Annotated in this window: 18 protein-coding genes and 1 pseudogene; 16 read left to right on the plus strand and 3 right to left on the minus strand. The window is 46.8% G+C overall.

Going from position 1 to position 21,567, the window contains the following annotated elements:
- Positions 1–108 precede the first annotated feature (108 nt).
- The gene (gene rbfA / locus ACEYCN_RS06980) at positions 109–459 is read left to right on the plus strand and encodes a 30S ribosome-binding factor RbfA (RefSeq protein ID WP_373713572.1); all 351 of its coding nucleotides are present in this window, start codon (positions 109–111) and stop codon (positions 457–459) included.
- Between the two features lie 18 nt (positions 460–477).
- Here the strand turns inward: rbfA and ACEYCN_RS06985 are convergent, their stop codons facing one another.
- On the minus strand, positions 478–1,140 hold the full coding sequence (locus tag ACEYCN_RS06985; RefSeq protein WP_373713573.1) for a trimeric intracellular cation channel family protein: 663 nt from the start codon (positions 1,138–1,140) through the stop codon (positions 478–480).
- Positions 1,141–1,372: 232 nt separating this feature from the next.
- Here ACEYCN_RS06985 and ACEYCN_RS06990 point away from each other — a divergent pair, with 232 nt between their 5' ends.
- From ACEYCN_RS06990 to ACEYCN_RS07035, 10 genes and pseudogenes are all read left to right on the plus strand, one after another.
- A complete protein-coding gene (locus ACEYCN_RS06990; RefSeq protein ID WP_373713574.1) occupies positions 1,373–2,341 on the plus strand; it encodes a thiamine pyrophosphate-dependent dehydrogenase E1 component subunit alpha in 969 nt (322 codons plus the stop codon).
- Positions 2,342–2,394: 53 nt separating this feature from the next.
- Positions 2,395–3,390, plus strand: a complete 996-nt coding sequence (locus ACEYCN_RS06995) for an alpha-ketoacid dehydrogenase subunit beta (protein WP_373713575.1) — start codon at positions 2,395–2,397, stop codon at positions 3,388–3,390.
- Positions 3,391–3,727: 337 nt separating this feature from the next.
- Positions 3,728–5,104 carry a dihydrolipoamide acetyltransferase gene (locus ACEYCN_RS07000; protein ID WP_373713576.1) on the plus strand — a complete coding sequence of 459 codons (1,377 nt, stop codon included), beginning with the start codon at positions 3,728–3,730 and terminating at the stop codon, positions 5,102–5,104.
- 197 nt (positions 5,105–5,301) lie between these two features.
- Positions 5,302–7,047 carry a dihydrolipoyl dehydrogenase gene (gene lpdA, locus ACEYCN_RS07005; protein WP_373713577.1) on the plus strand — a complete coding sequence of 582 codons (1,746 nt, stop codon included), beginning with the start codon at positions 5,302–5,304 and terminating at the stop codon, positions 7,045–7,047.
- A gap of 151 nt (positions 7,048–7,198) precedes the next feature.
- On the plus strand, positions 7,199–8,041 hold the full coding sequence (locus ACEYCN_RS07010; RefSeq protein ID WP_373713578.1) for an HAD family hydrolase: 843 nt from the start codon (positions 7,199–7,201) through the stop codon (positions 8,039–8,041).
- Between the two features lie 304 nt (positions 8,042–8,345).
- Positions 8,346–9,185: a BglG family transcription antiterminator LicT gene (licT, locus tag ACEYCN_RS07015; protein WP_373713589.1), complete on the plus strand. Its 840-nt coding sequence runs from the start codon at positions 8,346–8,348 to the stop codon at positions 9,183–9,185.
- A 229-nt stretch (positions 9,186–9,414) separates the two neighbouring features.
- Positions 9,415–11,325 (plus strand): beta-glucoside-specific PTS transporter subunit IIABC, encoded by a 1,911-nt coding sequence (locus ACEYCN_RS07020; RefSeq protein ID WP_373713579.1) that lies wholly within the window; start codon positions 9,415–9,417, stop codon positions 11,323–11,325.
- Between the two features lie 144 nt (positions 11,326–11,469).
- Positions 11,470–13,152 (plus strand): carboxylesterase family protein, encoded by a 1,683-nt coding sequence (locus tag ACEYCN_RS07025; RefSeq protein WP_373713580.1) that lies wholly within the window; start codon positions 11,470–11,472, stop codon positions 13,150–13,152.
- 184 nt (positions 13,153–13,336) lie between these two features.
- Positions 13,337–13,921, plus strand: a pseudogene (locus ACEYCN_RS07030) (DUF1593 domain-containing protein); the annotation flags it as partial.
- 347 nt (positions 13,922–14,268) lie between these two features.
- On the plus strand, positions 14,269–14,754 hold the full coding sequence (locus ACEYCN_RS07035) for a hypothetical protein (protein ID WP_373713581.1): 486 nt from the start codon (positions 14,269–14,271) through the stop codon (positions 14,752–14,754).
- Positions 14,755–14,799: 45 nt separating this feature from the next.
- On the opposite strand, the gene ACEYCN_RS07040 is transcribed toward ACEYCN_RS07035, so the two are convergent.
- Both ACEYCN_RS07040 and ACEYCN_RS07045 read right to left on the minus strand, forming a co-directional pair.
- The gene (locus tag ACEYCN_RS07040; protein WP_373713582.1) at positions 14,800–15,132 is read right to left on the minus strand and encodes a putative quinol monooxygenase; all 333 of its coding nucleotides are present in this window, start codon (positions 15,130–15,132) and stop codon (positions 14,800–14,802) included.
- Between the two features lie 27 nt (positions 15,133–15,159).
- Complete coding sequence (locus ACEYCN_RS07045) at positions 15,160–16,083, minus strand: helix-turn-helix domain-containing protein (protein WP_373713583.1); 924 nt, start codon at positions 16,081–16,083, stop codon at positions 15,160–15,162.
- Positions 16,084–16,197: 114 nt separating this feature from the next.
- Here ACEYCN_RS07045 and ACEYCN_RS07050 point away from each other — a divergent pair, with 114 nt between their 5' ends.
- The 5 genes from ACEYCN_RS07050 to ACEYCN_RS07070 form a co-directional block, all read left to right on the plus strand.
- Complete coding sequence (locus ACEYCN_RS07050; protein ID WP_373713584.1) at positions 16,198–16,581, plus strand: VOC family protein; 384 nt, start codon at positions 16,198–16,200, stop codon at positions 16,579–16,581.
- 40 nt (positions 16,582–16,621) lie between these two features.
- Positions 16,622–18,106 carry a family 1 glycosylhydrolase gene (locus ACEYCN_RS07055; protein WP_373713585.1) on the plus strand — a complete coding sequence of 495 codons (1,485 nt, stop codon included), beginning with the start codon at positions 16,622–16,624 and terminating at the stop codon, positions 18,104–18,106.
- Positions 18,107–18,178: 72 nt separating this feature from the next.
- The gene (locus ACEYCN_RS07060) at positions 18,179–19,003 is read left to right on the plus strand and encodes a Cof-type HAD-IIB family hydrolase (protein WP_373713586.1); all 825 of its coding nucleotides are present in this window, start codon (positions 18,179–18,181) and stop codon (positions 19,001–19,003) included.
- Between the two features lie 110 nt (positions 19,004–19,113).
- A complete protein-coding gene (locus tag ACEYCN_RS07065) occupies positions 19,114–20,043 on the plus strand; it encodes an AEC family transporter (protein WP_373713587.1) in 930 nt (309 codons plus the stop codon).
- Between the two features lie 187 nt (positions 20,044–20,230).
- Positions 20,231–21,567 (plus strand): glycoside hydrolase family 1 protein (locus ACEYCN_RS07070; RefSeq protein ID WP_373713588.1); only part of this gene is annotated, 1,337 nt, incomplete at its 3' end.

Below are 21,567 nucleotides of genomic sequence, written 5' to 3' on the forward strand. Positions count from 1 at the left end.
AGCTTTTCAATCAAATGGAGTCAGTTGGAAACAGTCGTTTTCGACTGATTTCGCTTATGCAAGCTGAGGAAACTCAGCTTTTCTATCATGGAAACGAAAGGAAGTCCGATGGCAAATCATTTTCGTAGTGACCGTGTGGGAATGGAAATCAAGCGTGAGGTCAATGAAATTTTGAAATTGAAAGTTCGTGATCCTCGTGTCCAAGGTGTGACCATCACAGATGTGCACATGACGGGCGATCTTTCCCTTGCAAAAATTTACTACACCATTCACAGCACGCTGGCCTCTGATAATCAGAAGGCCCAAACTGGTCTTGAAAAAGCGACAGGAACTATCAAACGTGAACTCGCTCGCAAGCTGACCATGTATAAAATTCCGGATCTGGTTTTTGAGAAAGACCAATCTATCGAATACGGAAATAAAATCGATGAAATGTTGCGGAATTTAGATATGAAATAAGAAAACATCCCAGCACACTTAGTGTTGGGATGTATTTTTGTCCATATTTGGCAGCCTCAGCTTGTACTTAATGACCGCCAGACGAATCAAGAGGAAGATGACAAAGAGGGTCAGATAGACAGGAACACGTGGCAGGTTCAGGTTGACGACCAGTAGATGGTAGGAGATTCCTGCACCCAGAGCCAGGACGGCATAGACATCTTCCTTGAGTACAATGGGGGTTTCATTGACAAGGACATCCCGCAAGATACCACCCCCAACCCCGGTTAGAGTAGCTAGGATACCAGAGGTCATGGCATTGAGTTTCAAATCCGTGCCCGCACTGGATCCAATCAGGGCAAAAACTGCCAAGCCAATGGAATCAAAGACCAGGTTGGTCGTGGTCAAGAAGAGCAGCATCTGTTTTTCCATGGGATTGTCGTTTTTCTTGGTGCGGACAAAGATGTACATCATCAGGGCAACGGCTGCTGATAAATAAATGGAGCTGGGGTCGGTCAAAGCCTTTGGAATCTGTCCAATCATAGTGTCTCGGATAATCCCTCCTCCAACAGCAGTCAAAATCCCTAGGAGGGTGATGCCAAAAATATCTAGATTCTTTTTAAATCCTTTGACCACGCCCGAAACCGCAAAGGCAATGGTCCCGATATAGTTGCAAATTAAGAGAAATAAATCAAAATCCATAGCGACCTCCACCAGTCATCTTAGCACAAAATGTGAATTCTGACAACGGTTTCGAAAGTTTGTGAAAAACAAAACAAAAACAAAGAAAGTTGTTGTTGAAGATTGTGAATAATTGCACTAATACTAGGCTTTTTCGCTGTTTTTCCTAAAAAAGAAACCGGTTCAATTATTTGCTATTTGTGAAATTATGGTCTATCATTGTAGAGAATTAGAATTATTTTTTGGAGGACTTATGGTATCTATCTCAAAAGAGCAACACTTGGATATGTTCTTGAAAATGCAACAAATCCGTGATGTGGACATGAAATTGAATAAATTGGTGCGTCGTGGTTTCGTACAAGGGATGACTCACTTCTCTGTCGGGGAAGAAGCGGCCGCTGTTGGACCCATCGCAGGTTTGACCGAACAAGATATTATTTTCTCACACCATCGTGGTCACGGTCACGTTATCGCTAAAGGCATCGACATCAACGGTATGATGGCTGAGCTTGCTGGTAAGGCAACAGGTACATCTAAAGGACGTGGTGGTTCCATGCACTTGGCCAACGTAGAAAAAGGAAACTTTGGTTCAAATGGTATCGTAGGTGGTGGTTACGCCCTCGCAGTTGGCGCAGCATTGACCCAGCAATACCTAGGAACGGACAACATTGTCATCGCCTTTTCTGGTGATTCAGCAACCAACGAAGGCTCCTTCCATGAGTCCATGAACTTGGCAGCTGTTTGGAACTTGCCAGTTATCTTCTTCATCACCAACAACCGTTACGGTATTTCAACAGATATTACCTACTCTACCAAGATTCCTCACCTCTACCTTCGTGCGGCAGCTTACGGTATGCCAGGTCACTATGTAGAAGATGGAAACGACGTGATTGCAGTTTATGAAAAAATGCAAGAAGTCATCGAGTACGTACGTGCAGGAAACGGTCCAGCCCTTGTCGAAGTGGAATCATACCGCTGGTTTGGTCACTCAACAGCTGATGCTGGTGTTTACCGGACTAAGGAAGAAGTTGCGGAATGGAAGGCGAAAGATCCACTCAAGAAATACCGCACTTACCTGACAGAGAACAAGATTGCTACAGATGAAGAATTGGATGCCATTGAAGCACAAGTCGCAGAACAAGTCGAGGCAGCAGTGAAATTCGCTCAAGAAAGCCCAGATCCAGACATCTCAGTAGCCTATGAAGATGTATTTGTAGATTAGTCTGCTATCCAGATTGAAGAAAAATTTTGATATAAGTAGGAGAAATTTTATAAATGGCTGAAACAAAATTAATGGCCTTGCGTGAAGCGATTAACTTGGCTCAAAGCGAGGAAATGCGTAAGGATGAAAAAGTATTCTTGATGGGTGAAGACGTCGGTATTTACGGCGGTGACTTCGGTACATCAGTTGGTATGTTGGACGAATTTGGTCCAAAACGCGTCCGCGACACCCCTATCTCTGAGGCGGCTATTGCTGGTTCTGCAGTTGGTGCGGCCCAAACAGGTCTGCGTCCAATCGTTGACTTGACCTTCATGGACTTCGTGACCATCGCCCTGGACGCCATTGTCAACCAGGCAGCCAAAACCAACTACATGTTTGGTGGTGGCTTGAAAACACCTGTAACCTTCCGTGTAGCTTCTGGTTCTGGTATCGGTTCTGCAGCACAGCACTCCCAGTCTCTTGAAGCATGGCTGACCCATATCCCAGGTATCAAGGTGGTTGCACCAGGTACGGCTAACGATGCAAAAGGTCTCTTGAAATCTTCTATCCTGGACAACAACCCAGTTATCTTCCTGGAGCCAAAAGCCCTTTACGGTAAAAAAGAAGAAGTTAACCAAGATCCAGACTTCTACATCCCACTTGGCAAGGGTGAAATCAAGCGCGAAGGTACAGATGTGACCATCATTTCATACGGCCGGATGTTGGAGCGTGTCTTGAAAGCTGCTGAAGAAGTGGCTGCAGAAGGCATCAGCGTAGAAGTGGTTGACCCACGTACCCTTATCCCGCTTGACAAGGAATTGATTATCGAGTCTGTGAAGAAAACTGGCAAGGTGATCATGGTCAACGATGCCTACAAGACAGGTGGTTTCATCGGTGAAATCGCGTCCATCATCACAGAAAGCGAAGCCTTTGACTACTTGGATGCCCCAATCATCCGTATCGCTTCAGACGATGTACCAGTTCCTTACGCAAACATTCTTGAAAATGCAGTATTGCCAAACGTAGAGAAAATCAAGGCGGCAATCTATAAGCAAGTAAACAAGGGTTAATCTTATCGTCATTCGCTTATCTTTTCTGACTTTGTTGATTTGGCTTGCCTAACATCAGTTATGACTCCGCCCAATCGCCTTGTCAGAAAAGCAATCGGAAAGACGCTGACCCTGATAGGCTAGAGGAAAAAATCTAGCTTCACTAAGAATGTACGGCGAGAATTGAATCGATTCGATTTATGAAATCTGGTTTGGTTCTTGATAACGTAAGAAACTGAAAGAAAGGAAATGAACCCGTCCGGAAAACTCGGAAAAAAGATAAATCGTTACGAAAATCAAAATTTTCGACGATTTCCTGTTTTTCAGTCGTTTTCTGTTCGGACTTGGTATCTTAGAAATGGCAATAGAAATTATTATGCCAAAGCTCGGTGTGGACATGCAAGAGGGTGAAATCATCGAGTGGAAAAAACAAGAGGGCGATTTCGTCAACGAAGGCGACGTCATCTTGGAAATGATGTCTGACAAGACCAGCATGGAGCTGGAAGCGGAAGAGTCAGGCGTCCTTATTAAAATCGTTCATGGCAATGGCGCAACCGTACCCGTTACTGAAGTTATTGCCTACTTGGGCGCAGAAGGGGAAACAGTGGAAGCAGGATCTGCTTCTGCTCCAGCCCCAGCTGCAGCCATCGAAGAAGTGCCAGCAAGTCGCACACCAGTCATCGTTGCGCCAGCAGTGGCAGCGAAGCCACAAGGTGGAGGCAAGGTACGTGCCACTCCAGCAGCCCGCAAATTAGCGCGTGAACTCCATATTGACCTGGGAGTTGTTCCAGGGACAGGAGCCAATGGCCGTGTCCACAAGGCGGATGTTGAAAACTTCAAGGATGCTGCACCAAAAGCAACGCCACTGGCTGCCCGCATTGCAGCAGATAAAGGTATTGACCTCTCTACCATCACAGGTACAGGTGTCAATGGTAAGATTGTCAAAGAAGATGTCTTGGCCCTTGTCGCACCAGCAGTAGAAGCTGCTCCAGTCGCTAAGGTCGAAGAAAAACCAGCTAAAGAATTGCCAGAGGGCGTAGAAATCATCAAGATGAGCCCAATGCGTAAGGCTATCTCTAAAGGTATGGTCAACTCTTACCTGACTGCTCCAACCTTTACCCTCAACTACGATATTGACATGACCAACCTCATGGCCCTGCGCAAGCAAGTCCTTGAGCCAATCATGAACAAGACAGGCCTCAAAGTAACCTTCACAGACCTGATTGGTCTGGCGGTAACTCGTACCTTGATGAAGGAAGAACACCGTTACCTCAATGCTTCGTTGATTAACGACGCTCAAGAAATCGAGTTGCACAAGTTTGTCAACCTTGGTATCGCAGTAGGTTTAGACGAAGGTTTGGTCGTGCCAGTAGTTCATGGTGCAGATAAGATGAGCTTGTCTGACTTTGTGGTGGCTTCAAAAGATGTCATCAAGAAAGCCCAGACTGGTAAGCTCAAGGGGGCTGAAATGTCAGGTTCTACCTTCTCTATCACCAACTTGGGGATGTTCGGTACCAAGACCTTCAACCCAATCATTAACCAACCAAACTCAGCTATCCTTGGTGTAGCAGCAACTGTTCAAACACCAGTTGTCATCGACGGTGAAATCAAGATTCGTCCAATCATGGCCCTTTGCTTGACCATCGACCACCGTATCGTGGATGGTATGAACGGAGCTAAATTCATGGTTGACTTGAAGAACTTGCTGGAAAACCCATTGGAATTGTTGATTTGATAAAAACTAGTTATTAAGTAGAGGGGTGAGACCACCTTGCCCAACCATAAAAAAGAAAGGGAAGAAGAGCAGAGGGAATTCAGAAACTGAACCCGAGCGGAAAGCTCGGAAAAATAGATAAATCGGTTAGAAATTCAGGATTTTCTACGATTTCCTAATTTTTCAGTTGCTTTCTCTTCGCTCTTGGTATCTTAATCATGGCAGTAGAAATTATTATGCCCAAACTCGGTGTAGACATGCAAGAAGGTGAAATCATCGAGTGGAAAAAACAAGAAGGTGATATGGTCAATGAAGGCGATGTTATCTTGGAAATGATGTCAGACAAGACCAGCATGGAGCTGGAGGCAGAAGACTCTGGTATCCTTCTGAAGATTGTTCATGGCAATGGTGCGACTGTTCCTGTAACAGAAGTCATTGCCTACCTAGGTGCAGAAGGAGAAGTCGTTGAAGAGGGCGCAAGTGTGGCTCAAGCAACTGCTGACTTGAAAGCGGCTGGCTTGGAAGTGCCTGCAGCTCCTGCAGCAGCTCCACAGGCTCCTGCGGCTGAATTGGCAGCAGACGAGTATGACATGGTTGTCGTCGGCGGTGGTCCTGCTGGTTACTATGCAGCCATCCGCGGTGCCCAATTGGGTGGTAAAATCGCCATCGTTGAAAAATCAGAATTTGGCGGAACCTGCTTGAACAAGGGTTGTATCCCAACCAAGACCTACCTCAAGAACGCTGAAATCCTTGACGGCTTGAAGATTGCGGCTGAGCGCGGTATCAACCTTGCTTCAACCAACTACACTGTTGACATGGACAAGACAGTTGACTTCAAGAACAAGGTTGTCAAGACCTTGACTGGCGGTGTTGCTGGTCTCTTGAAAGCCAACAAAGTCACCATCTTCAACGGTCTTGGTCAAGTAAACCCTGACAAGACAGTTGTTATTGGCGACAAAGTGATCAAGGGTCGTTCCATCATCCTTGCGACTGGTTCAAAAGTTTCCCGTATCAACATTCCAGGTATTGATTCCAAACTGGTTTTGACCTCTGATGATATCCTTGACCTGCGTGAAATTCCGAAATCCCTCACTGTTATGGGTGGTGGCGTTGTCGGTGTCGAACTCGGTCTCGTTTACGCATCCTACGGCACAGAAGTAACGGTTGTTGAAATGGCTGACCGTATCATCCCAGGTATGGACCGCGAAGTGTCAGTTGAATTGCAAAAAGTCCTTTCTAAGAAGGGTATGAAATTCTTGACCTCTGTTGGTGTATCTGAAATCGTGGAAGCCAACAACCAGTTGACCATCAAGCTGAATGACGGTTCAGAAATCATTTCTGAAAAAGCCCTCCTTTCTATCGGTCGTGTGCCACAGTTGGCTGGTCTTGAAAATCTTAACCTTGAACTAGACCGCGGTCGTATCAAGGTCAACGAATACCAAGAAACTTCTATCCCAGGTATCTACGCACCGGGTGATGTCAACGGTACCAAGATGTTGGCCCATGCTGCTTACCGTATGGGTGAAGTGGCTGCTGAAAATGCCATCAATGGTAACCACCACAAGGCCAAGCTGGACTTCACACCAGCAGCGGTTTATACTCATCCAGAAATCGCTATGGTTGGTTTGACAGAAGACCAAGCTATCGAAAAATACGGCAAGGAAAATATCCTGATTGGCCGCAACAGCTTCACTGGTAACGGTCGCGCCATTGCTTCCAACGAAGCTCATGGTTTCGTAAAAGTGATTGCTGATGCCCGCTACCATGAAATCCTTGGTGTCCACATCATCGGTCCAGTTGCTGCTGAAATGATCAACGAAGCTGCAACCATCATGGAATCTGAGTTGACAGTTGACGATGTGGCAGCATCTATCCACGGTCACCCAACCTTCTCAGAAGTCATGTACGAAGCCTTCCTTGATGTTCTTGGTGTGGCGATCCACAACCCACCAAAACGTAAATAAACCTATCTATCCTCGAGTCATCGGAATTCGGGGATTTTTTCTTGGAAAATCTTTAAAAAATCATATCATAGTATCAGTATATCGTGATATAAGGCTAGGAAGCGGATACCCTTCCTTATATAATAGAAGTATCAAGATATGGGGTGATACAATGGGAAAAATTATTTTTTTGGATGTGGATGGAACCTTGGTGGACTACCACAACCGCATTACTGATTCAGCGGTGGGAGCTATTCGTAAGGCTAGGGAGAATGGCCATCTGGTCTATGTCTGCACGGGTCGCAGTCGGGCAGAGATGCAGCCTGAACTCTGGGACATCGGTCTGGATGGCATGATTGGGGGCAATGGCTCCTATGTGGAACACCAGGGTCAGGTCATCATGCACCAGCTCATTTCCAAGGAAGATGCCAAGGCTGTGGTCGACTGGCTCCATGAGCGAGGCCTGGAATTTTACTTAGAGAGCAACAATGGCCTCTTTGCCAGCGAAAACTTCCGGGACAGGGCTCGAGAAACCATGAAGATTTACGCCATGAACAAGGGCAAGACAGCGGAAGAAGTGGCCCATCAGGAGACGGAAGATGTCCTGCATGGAATCGTTTATGATGGAGAACTCTATCGAGATGATTTGAATAAAATCAGCTTTGTCCTCGACTCCTATCAAGATCATCTGGATTCCAAGGAAGCTTTTCCCCAGCTGGTTGCCAACACCTGGGGCGGACGGGGAGAAACAGCCCTCTTTGGCGATTTGGGGGTCAAGGACATTGACAAGGCCCATGCTATCGATGTCCTGCTGGAGCATCTAGGTGCGAAAAAGGAAGATACCATCGCCTTTGGAGATGCCAAGATTGATATTCCAATGCTGGAATACTGTGAGATTGGTGTATCCATGGGCAATGGGGGTCCTGAAATCCTTGCTATGGCCGATATGGTGACAGACGATGTGGAACATGACGGCCTCTACAATGCCTTCCAAAAACTGGGTCTCCTAGACTAAATCTGAACTTCGGTTTTAAAAAATAATGGTTTACATGGTGAAAGGGGGAATGAGATTGCCCCTTTTCCCATTGTCTGAAGAGATTTCCTTCCCCCGTCACACTCTTTCATCAAGGGAAAAGGACTAGTTAGAGATTTTCTAAAACGCTTGCAATAGCGGTCAATTTTTGTTAAGATAAACAGAAAGAGGATTGTTACTGGAAACAGGCAAAACCGAAGCAGATAGGAAGAAAGATAGCTTTTTGGCGTGTTCTTGTTATGTGCTTGGGTTATTTTTTTATTAAAATGTAGCGGAGTGAAGGATGTTGAAAATCGAGAAAGTCTATAACAATAATGTTGTTCAGGCTAGCGATGAAAAGGGCAAAGAATTAATCGTTATGGGAAGGGGGCTGGGTTTTCAAAAAAAAGCAGGAGACTTTTTGAACCCTGACCAAATTGAAAAAACCTTTGTTTTACAAAATGATTTGCAAATGACGGACCTTGGAGAAATCTTCGGAACCCTTTCTCCAGAAGAGTTGGGAATTGTTAATGTCATCATCCATCGGGCGGAAGAAATCCTCGCTACCACCTTTGAACTGTCGCTCTATGTGGCTTTGGGAGACCATTTGCATTTTGCTTTGGAGCGGACGGAGCAGGGCCTTGGTCTGCAAAATCCCTTGGCCTGGGAAATCCGCAAGTTCTATCCTAAAGAGTACCAGCTGGGTCTAGAGACTTTGGCCTTGGTCCAGGAGAAATTAGGGCAGACCTTGGACCAATCGGAAGCTTCCTCCATTGCCCTCCACTTTGTCAATGCCCAGAAGAATGGTAAGATGGGTCAGGATTCCTATGCTATTTCCCGCATTGTGACCCAGATTTTGGATATTGTCCGTCTTCATTTCGGAAGAGATATGGATGAAAATGACATCAGTTATCACCGCTTTGTCACCCATGTCCAGTACTTTGCCCAACGGGTGGTCAAGGGTATGGTGCAGGGAGTTAATGATGCCTTCCTCTACGAGCAGGTTCAGCATAATTATCCCCAGGCCTTTGCCTGTACGCAAAAGATTCAAACCTATGTGCGGACGGCCTGTGAATTTGAGATGAGTCAGGATGAGCAGGTTTATCTGACCATCCATATTCAACGCCTAAAAGAAAATAAAAATTAAAAAAGCGCTTGCAAAGTGCTTTTTTTTTGTGTTATCATGGACACATAACAAAAAGGATTGTTACTGGTTAGCAGGCAAAACCTAAATAGATATGAAATAATCAGCCTTTATTTGAGGTGCGGTTGTTTGATATTTATTTGGGTTTTTCTGTTTTTCAGCAGCAAACCAAGAAGCGGACGAGAAAGGCCTGATCACCCTGGCGAGTCCAAAAAAAATTAAGGAGAAGCCAATGGCTAATAAATATACGGATTTAGTTACAGATATTTTGAACCACGTTGGTGGTAAGGATAACATTATTTCGGTCAAACACTGTGTGACCCGACTTCGTTTCCAACTGCGAGATGAGGCAAAGGCAGATACAGACTATTTGACCAAACGAGATGGTGTGGTAACAGTTGTCAAGGCTGGTGGTCAATATCAGGTGGTGATTGGCAACCATGTGCCAGATGTTTATGCAGAATTCTTGAATGTCTCTGGTCTGCCTGGTGCCGGAAGCCTGGATATTGACGAAGGTGACGGACCAAAGGGCAACCTCTTTGACCGCTTTGTCGACTTGGTATCAGGGATATTCCAACCATCCCTTGGCGCCTTGGCAGCGGCTGGTATCATCAAGGGTCTAGTTGCCATCCTCGGTGCGACTTTGGGCTGGAATAATGCCAATAGTGCCCTCTACGCGATTCTTAACGCCGCTGGTGATGGCTTCTTCCAATTCCTACCAATCATCCTGGCCTACAATGCTGCCAATAAGTTCAAGATGAACCCATTCACTGCAATGGCGGTGGCGATGGCTCTGGTTTACCCGACCCTTCCGACAACCGTTGCAACTTTGACTGAAGCAGGGCTCAACAATGTCTTTGGTATTCCTTTTGAATTACCATCATCAGGCAGCTATCTTCAAAGTGTTATGCCAGTCCTCTTGGCTGTCTGGGTGGCATCTCATATTGAGAAGATCATGAAGAAGATTACACCGGATGTGGTTAAGGTCTTCATTGTTCCATTTGCAACTATCTTAATCACTGTACCTTTGACCTTCTTGGCAGTAGGTCCTGTTGCCAACATTGCATCAGATCTCCTTTCAAATGCCTTCACTTCCGTCATGGATTTCAGTCCAATTCTGTACGGTGTTCTCTTGGGTGCCTTCTGGCAGGTTCTGGTAATGTTTGGTCTCCACTGGGCCCTTGTACCATTGGCGATCCTTCAATTCTCAGAAAATGGCTGGTCAGATGTCTTAATTCCAGCTGCCCTTCCTAACTTTACTCAAACAGGTGTTCTCTTGGCCATCATGTTGAAGACCAAGGAAGAAAAGGTCAAGACCTTATCTATGCCAGCCTTCATTTCCTCCATCTTTGGGGTAACAGAGCCGGCTATCTACGGGGTAACCCTTCCAATGAAAACCCCATTCTACATCTCCTGTGTCGTGTCAGGTTTGATTGGTGCAGGTCTTTCCTTCTTTGATCTCAAGAACCATGCCATGGGAGCTTTGGGTATCTTCATGTATCCAGGATATGTGACTCCAACGGGTGACATGAACCCAATGTGGGTGATGATTGCCTTCTCACTGGCAGCAGTAGTCCTCTCCTTCGCTATCCAAATGATGGTACCAGTACCTTACTTGTACGGAGGACCAACTGAAAAAAAGTTAGCTGAGACTCCAGTGGAGTCTGTTCCAGAACTAAAAGAAATCAAGCAAGAAATCCTGGCTAGCCCTCTGTCAGGTGCTGTTGTAGCCTTGGCGGATGTGCCGGATGAGGTCTTTGCTTCAGGAGCTATGGGCAATGGAATTGCCATCGACCCAAGTGAGGGTCTAGTTTGCGCACCAACCAATGCAGAAGTAACCCTGGTCTTCCCAACTGGACATGCTATCGGTCTTCGTACTGAAAATGGGGCTGAACTATTAATCCATATCGGTATGGACACTGTTTCCCTGGAAGGAAAGGGCTTTGAAACCTTTGTTCAAGTAGGGGATCAGGTATCAGCTGGACAAAAATTGGTTGCCTTTGACATCGATATTATTCAGGCTGCTGGTTTGCCAGTGATGACGCCAATTATTGTAACCAATAGCGCTGATTTCACCGACATTTTGGTCACACAAGAAAGCCAGGTGACTACAGGCGACTACCTATTAACAGCTGTAAAATAAACCATTGCAAGATTTGATAAGTCAAGCAGGGGCTAGGGAAAGACTCCCCAGCCCCTTTTATCTTTTGTTATCCATTATTCTAAGAAAGGAGGTTTCCTATTTGGTTGATGTTGTCGGTCTTTTGTAAAGAAAGGATTAGAAAATATGGAAAAGAAATTCTTTAAATGGCTCAGTTTGGTCCTGCTTGTCCTTTTAGCAGCCTGTGGACAGACCAAGGAAGAAGAAACAGTTACCTTTAAGAACGAGGTCACGCAAACCATCACCAGTGGTCAAGTCAAGGGTAATCAGGACAAGGAAAATGGGGTCCTGGAATGGTTGGGTATACCCTATGCAGCTGCTCCTGTTGGGGATTTGAGATGGAAGGAACCTCATCCTATTGAGGATTGGACAGGTACCTTTGATGCCAGCAAGGCAGGTGAAAAATTTGTCCAATTTACCAATGGTGAGGTTGTAGGAACCGAAGCGGCCCTCAATCTGGATGTTGTTCGGCCGGATACGACCGAGGCTGGCCTGCCTGTCATTGTCTTCTTGCATGGAGGGAATAACCAGACAGGGCACGCCCAGGAAATCAAGGGCAATACCTTTGTCAAGGATGTCAATGCGGTCTATGTATCTGTCAATTACCGCTTGGGAGTCTTAGGTTTCAACCCCTTGGAAGCTCTGAATTCGGAGACGGATTTGGAAAAATCAGGCAACTTTACCCTCTTAGATATTGCAGCCGCTCTGGATTGGGTGCAAGCAAATATTGAAGTCTTTGGCGGTGACAAGAACAATGTGACCCTGGCTGGTTTTTCAGCTGGAGGACGTGATGTCATGGCCACGCTGATTTCTCCCCATTTTCAAGGCAAATACCATAAGGCTATTTCCTTCAGTGGAGGCATGACTTTGGCAGATAAGGCAGAAAGTCAGGATATTTTTGCGACGGCCCTAGCCCCGCTGGTGGTAGAAGATGGGATCAAGGCAGACCAGGCTGCGGCCAAGAAGTGGTTGCTGACCAGTGGTCAAGATGTCCAAGACTATCTGCATGGTCTATCCGCTGACCGCCTGGCCCCACTCATGGGCAATGCAGCCATCCGAATGTCGGTCTTCCCTCATCTCTACAAGGATGGGGTGGTGATTCCAGAAGAAGGCTTTGACACCAAGAACTACAATGATGTTCCCCTGCTCTTGGTCACAGGTACCAGCGAGTTTTCCCTCTTTACAGCCTTTGACAAACGCTTTGCGGCGTCTGTCAGCGATGGCAGTCTCTTCATGGACGAAAACTTGCTCAAGGAGTTTACCTACGCAGAGACTTACGGCAGCCAACTCTATCGCCTGTCCAATACGGTTGAAAGTGCTCGAATCATGACGGAACATTATAGCTCTCCCATCTACATTAGCCAGATCTCCTTTGGGGATGATGGGACTTCTGCACCAACGGTTGCTGGTTTACTGGGAGCCTTCCACGGCATTTTTGAGCCCCTCTTGCAGACCCCATCCAACTATGCAACCTTCATCGGAGATGATTTTGAATCAGCCGGAGCCAAGGAATTGAGCAAGGATTTCAAAGCCTATCTCAAACAGTTTGTGACCACAGGGGATCCAAACGGGGGCGATTTGCCAAAATGGGAGGCCTGGACGGCCTCCAATCAAGAGGTACTGAGCATGGATGCCGACTTGAAGAAAGCCAAGATAGAAATGTCCAGCGACAAAGAAACAGCAGAAGACATCTTAGCCAAGATGGAAGCTGATGCGACTTTGTCAACCGCCATCAAGGATGAGCTCAACAAAACCGTTCTCAATGGCCGCTGGTTTAGTTCCGTCATCGATGCCAAGTATGGGGAATAAGAGGAGGTAGGATATGAATTGGAAACAGGTTATCAGGATGGGAATTGTTGGATTGGGCTGTCTTGGTATGGCAGCTTGTAGCAATCAGTCGGCAAATGACTCAACAAATGAAACTTCGTCAGAAACAAGAGAAAAATACAGAACGGTCATCACCACAGATGGTGAAGTCGATGACATGAACTCCATGATTCGCTATTTCTATTATGCCAATGAGATGGACCTAGCAGGAATTGTCATCACAAGCTCGACCTACCATTATGCAGGTGATGAAGAAAAGGGTATCGAACCATTTCGCTGGACAGGGACCGACTGGATTTATGAGATGATTGATGCCTATGAAGAAATCCAGCCAAATCTGGCCAAGCATGCCGAAGGCTATCCGACAGCTAACAGTATCCGCCAGATCACCAAGATTGGCAATATTTCCAATGTTGGAGAAATGGAAGAGGTGACAGAAGGGTCAGAATTTCTGATGGACCTCTTTTTGGACGATGATGAGCGCACCCTCTATGTTCAAACCTGGGGCGGTACCAATACTACTGCCAGGGCTCTGAAATCCATTGAGGAAAAGTACAAGGATACAGAAGACTGGGAAGAGATTCAAGAAAAAATCAATAAGAAACTGGTTCTCTACATCATCCTTGACCAAGATGATAGCTATAGTAACTACATTGCCAAATCTTGGCCTGACCTTAAAGTCATCAATGACCAGTCCAACTTCTGGTACTTTGCCTATCTCTGGCAAGCCAACCCTGATGAAGTTAATGAGACCCTTCAGGCAGATTGGCAGAAGGCAAACATCTTGGATAACAATGGTCCCCTGATGGACCTCTATGCTTCAATGGGAGATGGCAATATCATTGAGGGAGAGCTGCCAGAGGAGCAGCGGGGCTCCGAGGATTACCTAAAAAAAATCCCCAATATCAGCAGTATGACTTCATCTCCGAAGGAGATTCCCCATCCTACTTCTTCCTCCTTCAAAATGGGCTCAATAATGTGGATTATCCAGAGTATGGAGGCTGGGGTGGCCGGTTCGGGCAAACCAATGATAGTCTCCTGCAAAATACTGTCCTGGATTACAATCCCTACACCAAGCAATTTGAGTCACAATACACCTTGACGCGTTGGCTGACAGATATCAATAATGACTTTGCGGCGCGTGCGGACTGGGGTGTGGCAGAAAACTATGAAGATGCCAACCACAATCCAACTGCCACCGTCAAGGAAGGGACTGAGCTTACTGCCCAGGCTGGGGACAAGGTGACCTTAACAGCCCAAGCCAGTGACCCGGATAAGGACGAGTTGACCTATAAATGGTGGCGCTACTTTGAAGCGGATACCTATCAAGAATATAAGGGAACTACAAAGGCGGTCGAGGCCATCAATGAAGAATATGGTTTGTCATTAGGATGGACGCGTAAACTTGATGAAAATGAAGTAGTGGATGCTGTTGAACTCAGTGGTGCAGACACAGAAAAAATGAGTTTCACTATTCCTGATGATGCCAAGTCTGGCGATACCTTCCATATCATCTTAGAAGTCCAGGATGACGGGACTATTCCACTAAAGGCTTACCAACGGGTCATCATCACCGTTGAATAAGTATTTTATAGATATAAGAAAAGGCTAGCTTATGCCTAGCCTTTCTTATGAATGATGGTATTTCTGGTCCCGTTCAGGGATGTTTTCCTGGTCAGAGCGGTAGCGTTCAGCTCGGACAGTCAGGCCATATTTTTCCCTGAGATGAAGAATGTCCTGCATCATGGGAGAGGCATGGTGGATGTCGAGGGCATCCTGATCTTTCCAGGAATCCACTAGGAGGATGGTTTCTGGGTCGGATAAGGATTGGTAGTAGTCGTAGGCCAGATTCCCTGGCTCTTGACGGATCTTTGTAGCAATACCGGTCTCCTCCATTTCCTTGACAAAGAGTTGGGCGGAGCCATTGCTTCCGGTGTAGTAGAGCTGCATGGTGATGGTCATAGGATTCTCCTTCCATTTTTTGACAGTTTATAACTTCTCGGGTCTAGCTCCCAAATAGCTTTGTTCCTTGCGAAATTGCTTGCGGTAGTGGCTGGGTGTCATGTGGTAATAGCGTTTGAATTGGCGGTTGAAATTGGAGAGGTTGTTGAAGCCGACCTGGTTGGAGATTTCTAAGACCGACTTGAGGCTGGTGGTGAGCAGGGTACAGGCCTCTCTCAGTCTGACCTGAATGACAAATTCCATGCAGGAGGTTCCGGTCTGCTGCTTGAAAACCGACATGAAATGGGTCTTACTGTAGCCCATGTAATCAGCCATCTGCTCGATGGTCAAATTATCCTGAAAATGCTGGTGGATATGGTCAATCAAGCCTCTCAATTTCTCATTTTTCCGGTAGAGATCATCTGTATTTTTCTTGACCACATAGCCATGATGATAGAGGAGGTGAAGGAGCTGGAAGAGTTGGCTTTTGAGCAGGAGTTCATAGTAGGGTTCCTGTTTGCGAACCAGCTCCAGGATAGCGAAGACGACCTCCTTGATGGGCCCATAGCCTTCCTGATGTGGCTGGATACGGGGAACCGTTTTGAGGGTGTCATTTTGCAGGGGTTGGAGATAGAGCAGTGATGTCTGGTCCAGATTGGAGGTTCCTAGCATATCCAGATGACAGACTAGGCTGTCAGTCACGTGTTCTAAATCCCCGATGGGGTGGATGGAATGCATGGCATTGGGGCGGATAAGGATGATATCCCCCTCCTGACTGTCAAAATAATTGTAGTCAATATGGTAGCGGGCAGAACCCCGATAGACATAATTGATTTCAAATTCATTGTGCCAATGAAAAAGGACATCTGGAATCCCATGTTGGACATGGGTATGCCAATATTTGAGGGGCAAAAGGTGATTGTCATAGTCAATCTGATGCTGGAAAAACTGATCCATCAGATGTTGTTTCATAAGAACCTCCTTATCAGATGATAGTATCATTATATCATATTATTGGCTAAGAAAAGGGCTTTCAATCCATTTATACTATATTTATGACAAAAAGACAAGCAAGGAGGGAAAAAGATGAAAATCGAGCACCTGGCTCTCTATGTCAGGGACTTGGAGGGGGCGAAAGCCTTCTTTGAAACCTACTTTGAGGCCCAGTCCAACAGCCTCTATCACAATCCTAAGACAGGCTTTTCCTCCTATTTTTTGAGCTTTGCGGATGGGGCCCGTTTGGAAATCATGACCAAGTCCAGTATTGACCAGAGCCAGCTACCTCTTGAGCGCCTCGGTTTTATCCACTTGGCTTTCTCTCTGGGGAGCAAGGAAAGGGTAGACCAGCTGACCCAGCGTCTGGCAGCCGATGGCTATGAGCTGCTTTCAGGTCCCAGAACAACAGGAGACGGCTACTATGAATCCTGCCTGCTGGGATTTGAAGACAATATGATTGAATTAACTGTTTAGGCTGGACCTAGACAAGAAAAATAAAAAAGGAGTATGTTACATGACACAATTTCCAAAGAATTTCCTCTGGGGTGGCGCCATTGCAGCCAACCAGGCAGAAGGTGCATATAATGTGGATGGACGTGGTTTGGTTCAAACCGATGTGACCACAGGAGGGTCTGTCAACAGTCCGCGCTATACCACCTATATCGACAAGGATGGCAAGCCAGGCAAATACGCCTCTATGGGCCACGCGGGCGGTCACCTGCCAGAAGGGGCTAAGTATGCAGTCCTAGAAGACCACTATTATCCAAACCACCAGGCGGTTGATTTCTATCATCGTTACAAGGAAGATATCAAACTCTTCGCTGAAATGGGCTACTCAGTCTTTCGTCTGTCCATTTCCTGGGCCCGGATTTTCCCAAATGGGGATGAAACAGAGCCAAATCAAGCAGGTCTTGATTTCTACCGGTCTGTCTTTGAAGAATGCCGCAAGTATGGCATTGAACCCCTGGTGTCCATCTGGCACTTTGATACCCCTTTGGCCCTAGAGCAAAACTACGGAGGCTGGAAAAACCGCAAACTGGTTGATTTTTATGTCAAGTATGCCGAAACCATTTTCAAGGAATACAAGGGGCTTGTCAAATACTGGCTGACCTTCAATGAAATCAATGGCGGTATCATGTTCCTTGATTTGTTTGGCGACGCTATGACCGACCAAGACTACCAAGATGCCTACCAAAGTCTCCACCACCAGTTTGTTGCCTCAGCTAAGGCAGTCACTCTGGGCCATGCCATCGATCCAAACTATGTCATTGGCAATATGATCTGTGGCATCACCTTCTATCCTGGCACCTGTGATCCAGCGGATATTTTGGCCAACCAACACGCTTGGGAGCAAAATATCTACTATTGCAGCGATGTCCAGGCCAAAGGCAAATATGGCAGCTATGCCAAACGCCTCTGGGCAGAGCACAATGTGGTTCTCGAAATGGCGGAGGACGACTTGGAAGTCCTTGCTAAAGGAAAGGTCGATATCTATACCTTCTCCTACTACATGTCCACCATCGTGACAACTCACAAGTCCGAAGATACAGTGTCTGGAAACTTCTCAGCTGGTGCGAAAAACCCTTATCTGACCTACTCTGACTGGGGTTGGGCCCATGATCCGTCAGGTCTGCAGTACTTCCTGGAAAAAATCTATGACCGCTATGAAATCCCAATGATGGTCGTTGAAAATGGTCTGGGGGCCTTTGATACCGTTGAAGCAGATGGCTCGATCCATGATAACTACCGCATCGACTACCACCGGGCTCATATCAAGGCCATGTCCGATGCCATCGCCAATGGAGTGGACCTGATTGCCTACACCACCTGGGGCTGTATTGACCTCGTTTCAGCAGGTACAGGAGAAATGCGCAAGCGCTACGGCTTCATCTATGTGGACATGGACGATGCTGGAAATGGAACCCTTGAGCGGACTCCGAAAGATTCCTTCTACTGGTATCAAAAAGTCATTGCCAGCAACGGTCAGGATTTGGAATAATCAAAAGATGCCTAAAATTTATCTAAGAATGGTCTGCCTCCAGCGGCCATTCTTTTTCAAGGGAGGAAAAATATGACCATCAAACTGATCGCAACCGATATGGACGGGACCTTTTTAGATGAAAAGGGGACCTATGACCGCCTGCGATTTGAAAGGCTCTTGAAGGAGATGAAGGCCAGAGGCATTCACTTTGTGGCTGCCAGCGGCAACAGCATGCCCCGCCTCTACCGTATCTTTGAGGGATTTGAGAAAGAAGTGACCTTCGTAGCTGAAAATGGGGCCCGCCTGGTGGAAAAGGGAGAGACCCTTATTCATCAGACCATGCCCAGATCGGAATTGAATGCCCTGCTGGCTTACTTTTCAGACAAGCTGGTCGACTATAGGGCAGTGGTTTCGGGACTGAACAACTCCTATCGCCTCAAGGAGTCAAGTTTTCATTACCGGCCTGGCTTGATTGAACCCAAGGAATTTGAAGTGTTTATCAGCCAGATCTTGCCTGTGGATGATTTCTCCCAGATTCCAGCAGATGAGCCAGTCAGCAAGCTAACCATGATGATTCCGGAGGACCATGAGAGGATTGCAGCAGACTTTAATCAGAACTATCCTGGCAATCTGGTGGCAGTCGGTAGTGGCTATGGGGCCATTGACTTTATCCAAGAAGGCATCCACAAGGCTTGGGGGATTCGTCAGCTCATGGACCGCTATGGTCTGAAAGCAGACCAGGTCATGACCTTTGGTGACGGAGGGAATGATATTGAAATGCTGCAGCTGACTCCTCATTCCTATGCGGTAGCCAATGCCTCTATTCCTGTTCAGGCGGCTGCCAGGCACCTGATTGGTCACCATAGGGATGGGGCTGTCATGACCACCCTTGAAGAATGGCTGGGTTTGGACTGAGTTTTTAGAAAAAAGAGGAAAGTATCAGAATTTCCTGCAAAAAGACTTGTTCAGGTCTCTATTCTTATGGTAGACTAACTAGTATATATCGTAAAGAAATGAGGTGCCAAATGGCAGCATTAACCACCCTAGTACCTGTATTTTTCATGTTGGGGCTGGGCTATCTATCCCGTGTCAAGGGCTGGATTAGCCCAGATCAGAAGGTAGGAGCCAATACCATCGTCTTCACCGTCCTTTTTCCCATTCTGATTTTTAACCTACTAGGCTCTGCGCAATTACAGCTGGAAACGGCTGTGGTGATTGTCTATGTCACCCTTGCCTTCTTCTTGTCCATGGTTGTGGGCAAAAAACTGGCTGGTTTTACTGGTAAGGGACAAGGCCATTTTTCACCCTATCTCTTGACAACAGTCGAAGGAGGAGCTGTTGCACTTCCCCTATATCTTTCCATCGTCGGCCAATCCAGCAATACTGTCATCTTTGACTTAGCTGGTTCCATCATCGCCTTTTTGGTCATCCCCATCATGGTGGCTGGGGCCTCAGAGGAGAAAAAATCTAGGGCCCAGCTGGCCAAGGAAGTCGCCTCCCATCCCTTTGTCATCGCGATTCTTCTGGGCTTGGTCTTCAATTTTTCAGGCCTTTATTCCTGGGTCATCCAATCACCCTTTGCTCCTCTCTACTCGGGGATTATGAACACGGCGACGGGGCCTATTTTGGGCATGATTCTCTTTGTCTTGGGCTACGATTTCAAGGTTGACTTTCAGACTCTCAAGGCCATGTTGCGGCTGATGTCTGTCCGCGTGGTTTACTATGTGCTGGTTATCCTTGGTTTCTTCCTCCTTTTTCCGAACTTCATGGCAGACCAGACCTTCCGGATAGCCGCCTTGCTATATTTTATGTGTCCGACAGGATTTGCCATGCCTCTCCTCATCGAAGAGACCTTCCAGGGGGAGGAGGACCGGACCTATGCAGCCACCTTCATTTCCCTCTACATGCTGGTGACCATTGTCGTCTATACCATCCTCGTTCTCATCTTTGTCTAAATGATTAGCCAGCATTCAGCTGGCTTTTTTAATCACTAAGAAAACAGATAATAGTATCAGTTTTTCATGATATAAGATAGGAAAAGGTTTACATTTCCTGCTAAAATGAAGAGAAAGCGTGTGTAGCCTCTTGCATGCGAAAAGCGCAGGCCGCACAGGATAAAAATTTAAAAAGTGAGGTAAGAAGATGGCAGAAAACAAACGATTTCCAGATGGCTTCCTCTGGGGTGGGGCAACGGCCGCCAACCAGTTTGAAGGGGGCTTTGGTGAGGGAGGCCGCGGCTTTGCGACCTCTGATACAGCCAGGGCAGTCAATCCAGAAGAGCGCAAGTCCATGACTGGAGAATTTACAACACCCATGAACCGTGAAAGACTGGATTTTGCCCTTCAGGATACAGAAGGCCTCTATCCAAAACGCTGGGGTTCGGATTTTTACCACCGCTACAAGGAAGACATCGCCCTCTATGCCGAAATGGGCTTTAAGACCTTCCGTCTGTCCATTGCCTGGCCACGGATTTTCCCTAAGGGAGATGAGTTGGAGCCCAATGAAGAAGGACTGGCTTTCTATGACAAGGTCTTTGATGAGCTCAATAAGTACGGTATCGAGCCCTTGGTGACCCTGTCCCACTATGAATTTCCTATTCACTTGGTGACCGAGTACGGCGGCTGGAAGAACCGCAAGGTCATTGATTTCTTTGTTCGCTATGCGGAAACGGTCTTCAAGCGTTACAAGGGTAAGGTTAAGTACTGGCTGACCTTCAATGAAATCAATATTCTCGGTCTGACAGGCTACTTGTCAGGTGGTCTCCTCTTTGAAGATGGTAAACTCCATTTGGATGAGATGTATCAAGCAGTTCATCATCAGTTTATCGCTTCAAGCTTGGCGACCAAGGCTGCCCATGAGATTGACCCAGAAAACAAGGTGGGCTGTATGTTGGCTCGGATGGAGGCCTATCCAGCAACCTGCCATCCAGATGACATCCTCCATGCGGTACAAAAGGACCAGGCCAATCTCTTTTATTCGGACGTCCAAATTCGGGGAGCCTATCCTCGCTACATGAATCGTTTCTTCAAGGAAAACAATATCCAGATTCAGTTTGAGCCAGGAGATGAAGCCATTCTCAAGCAGTATCCTGTTGACTTTATGAGTTTTTCTTACTATATGACTTCTGTGACCCGTCACCCCAACAACCAAAGTCCTGAGCAAAAAGCCACCGCAGGCAACCTCCTCCTGGGTGAAGCCAATCCATATCTGGAGGCTTCTGACTGGGGCTGGCAAATTGACCCCGTAGGACTTCGGACTACCCTCAACAAACTCTACGACCGCTATCAGGTACCCCTTTTCATCGTTGAAAATGGTCTGGGTGCCCTGGATGTGGTGGAAGAGGATGGCGCCATCCATGACAGCTACCGGATTGATTACTTGGAAAAACATGTCCAGCAGATGTACGAAGCCATTGAGGACGGAGTGGAGCTCATGGGCTACACCTGGTGGGGCTGTACGGATTTGGTTTCAGCTTCGAC

This window comes from Streptococcus sp. (genome assembly GCF_041802885.1).
Lineage (GTDB): Bacteria > Bacillota > Bacilli > Lactobacillales > Streptococcaceae > Streptococcus.

What these genes read in the sequence shown, in the direction of transcription:
- ACEYCN_RS07020 (WP_373713579.1), top strand. Translation starts at nt 9,415, where the DNA reads ATGGCTAATAAATATACGGATTTAGTTACAGATATTTTGAACCACGTT.
- ACEYCN_RS07040 (WP_373713582.1), bottom strand. Translation starts at nt 15,132, where the DNA reads ATGACCATCACCATGCAGCTCTACTACACCGGAAGCAATGGCTCCGCC.
- ACEYCN_RS07025 (WP_373713580.1), top strand. Translation starts at nt 11,470, where the DNA reads ATGGAAAAGAAATTCTTTAAATGGCTCAGTTTGGTCCTGCTTGTCCTT.
- ACEYCN_RS06995 (WP_373713575.1), top strand. Translation starts at nt 2,395, where the DNA reads ATGGCTGAAACAAAATTAATGGCCTTGCGTGAAGCGATTAACTTGGCT.
- ACEYCN_RS07010 (WP_373713578.1), top strand. Translation starts at nt 7,199, where the DNA reads ATGGGAAAAATTATTTTTTTGGATGTGGATGGAACCTTGGTGGACTAC.
- ACEYCN_RS07000 (WP_373713576.1), top strand. Translation starts at nt 3,728, where the DNA reads ATGGCAATAGAAATTATTATGCCAAAGCTCGGTGTGGACATGCAAGAG.
- ACEYCN_RS07045 (WP_373713583.1), bottom strand. Translation starts at nt 16,083, where the DNA reads ATGAAACAACATCTGATGGATCAGTTTTTCCAGCATCAGATTGACTAT.
- ACEYCN_RS07050 (WP_373713584.1), top strand. Translation starts at nt 16,198, where the DNA reads ATGAAAATCGAGCACCTGGCTCTCTATGTCAGGGACTTGGAGGGGGCG.
- ACEYCN_RS06990 (WP_373713574.1), top strand. Translation starts at nt 1,373, where the DNA reads ATGGTATCTATCTCAAAAGAGCAACACTTGGATATGTTCTTGAAAATG.
- ACEYCN_RS07065 (WP_373713587.1), top strand. Translation starts at nt 19,114, where the DNA reads ATGGCAGCATTAACCACCCTAGTACCTGTATTTTTCATGTTGGGGCTG.
- lpdA (WP_373713577.1), top strand. Translation starts at nt 5,302, where the DNA reads ATGGCAGTAGAAATTATTATGCCCAAACTCGGTGTAGACATGCAAGAA.
- ACEYCN_RS06985 (WP_373713573.1), bottom strand. Translation starts at nt 1,140, where the DNA reads ATGGATTTTGATTTATTTCTCTTAATTTGCAACTATATCGGGACCATT.
- ACEYCN_RS07060 (WP_373713586.1), top strand. Translation starts at nt 18,179, where the DNA reads ATGACCATCAAACTGATCGCAACCGATATGGACGGGACCTTTTTAGAT.
- rbfA (WP_373713572.1), top strand. Translation starts at nt 109, where the DNA reads ATGGCAAATCATTTTCGTAGTGACCGTGTGGGAATGGAAATCAAGCGT.
- ACEYCN_RS07055 (WP_373713585.1), top strand. Translation starts at nt 16,622, where the DNA reads ATGACACAATTTCCAAAGAATTTCCTCTGGGGTGGCGCCATTGCAGCC.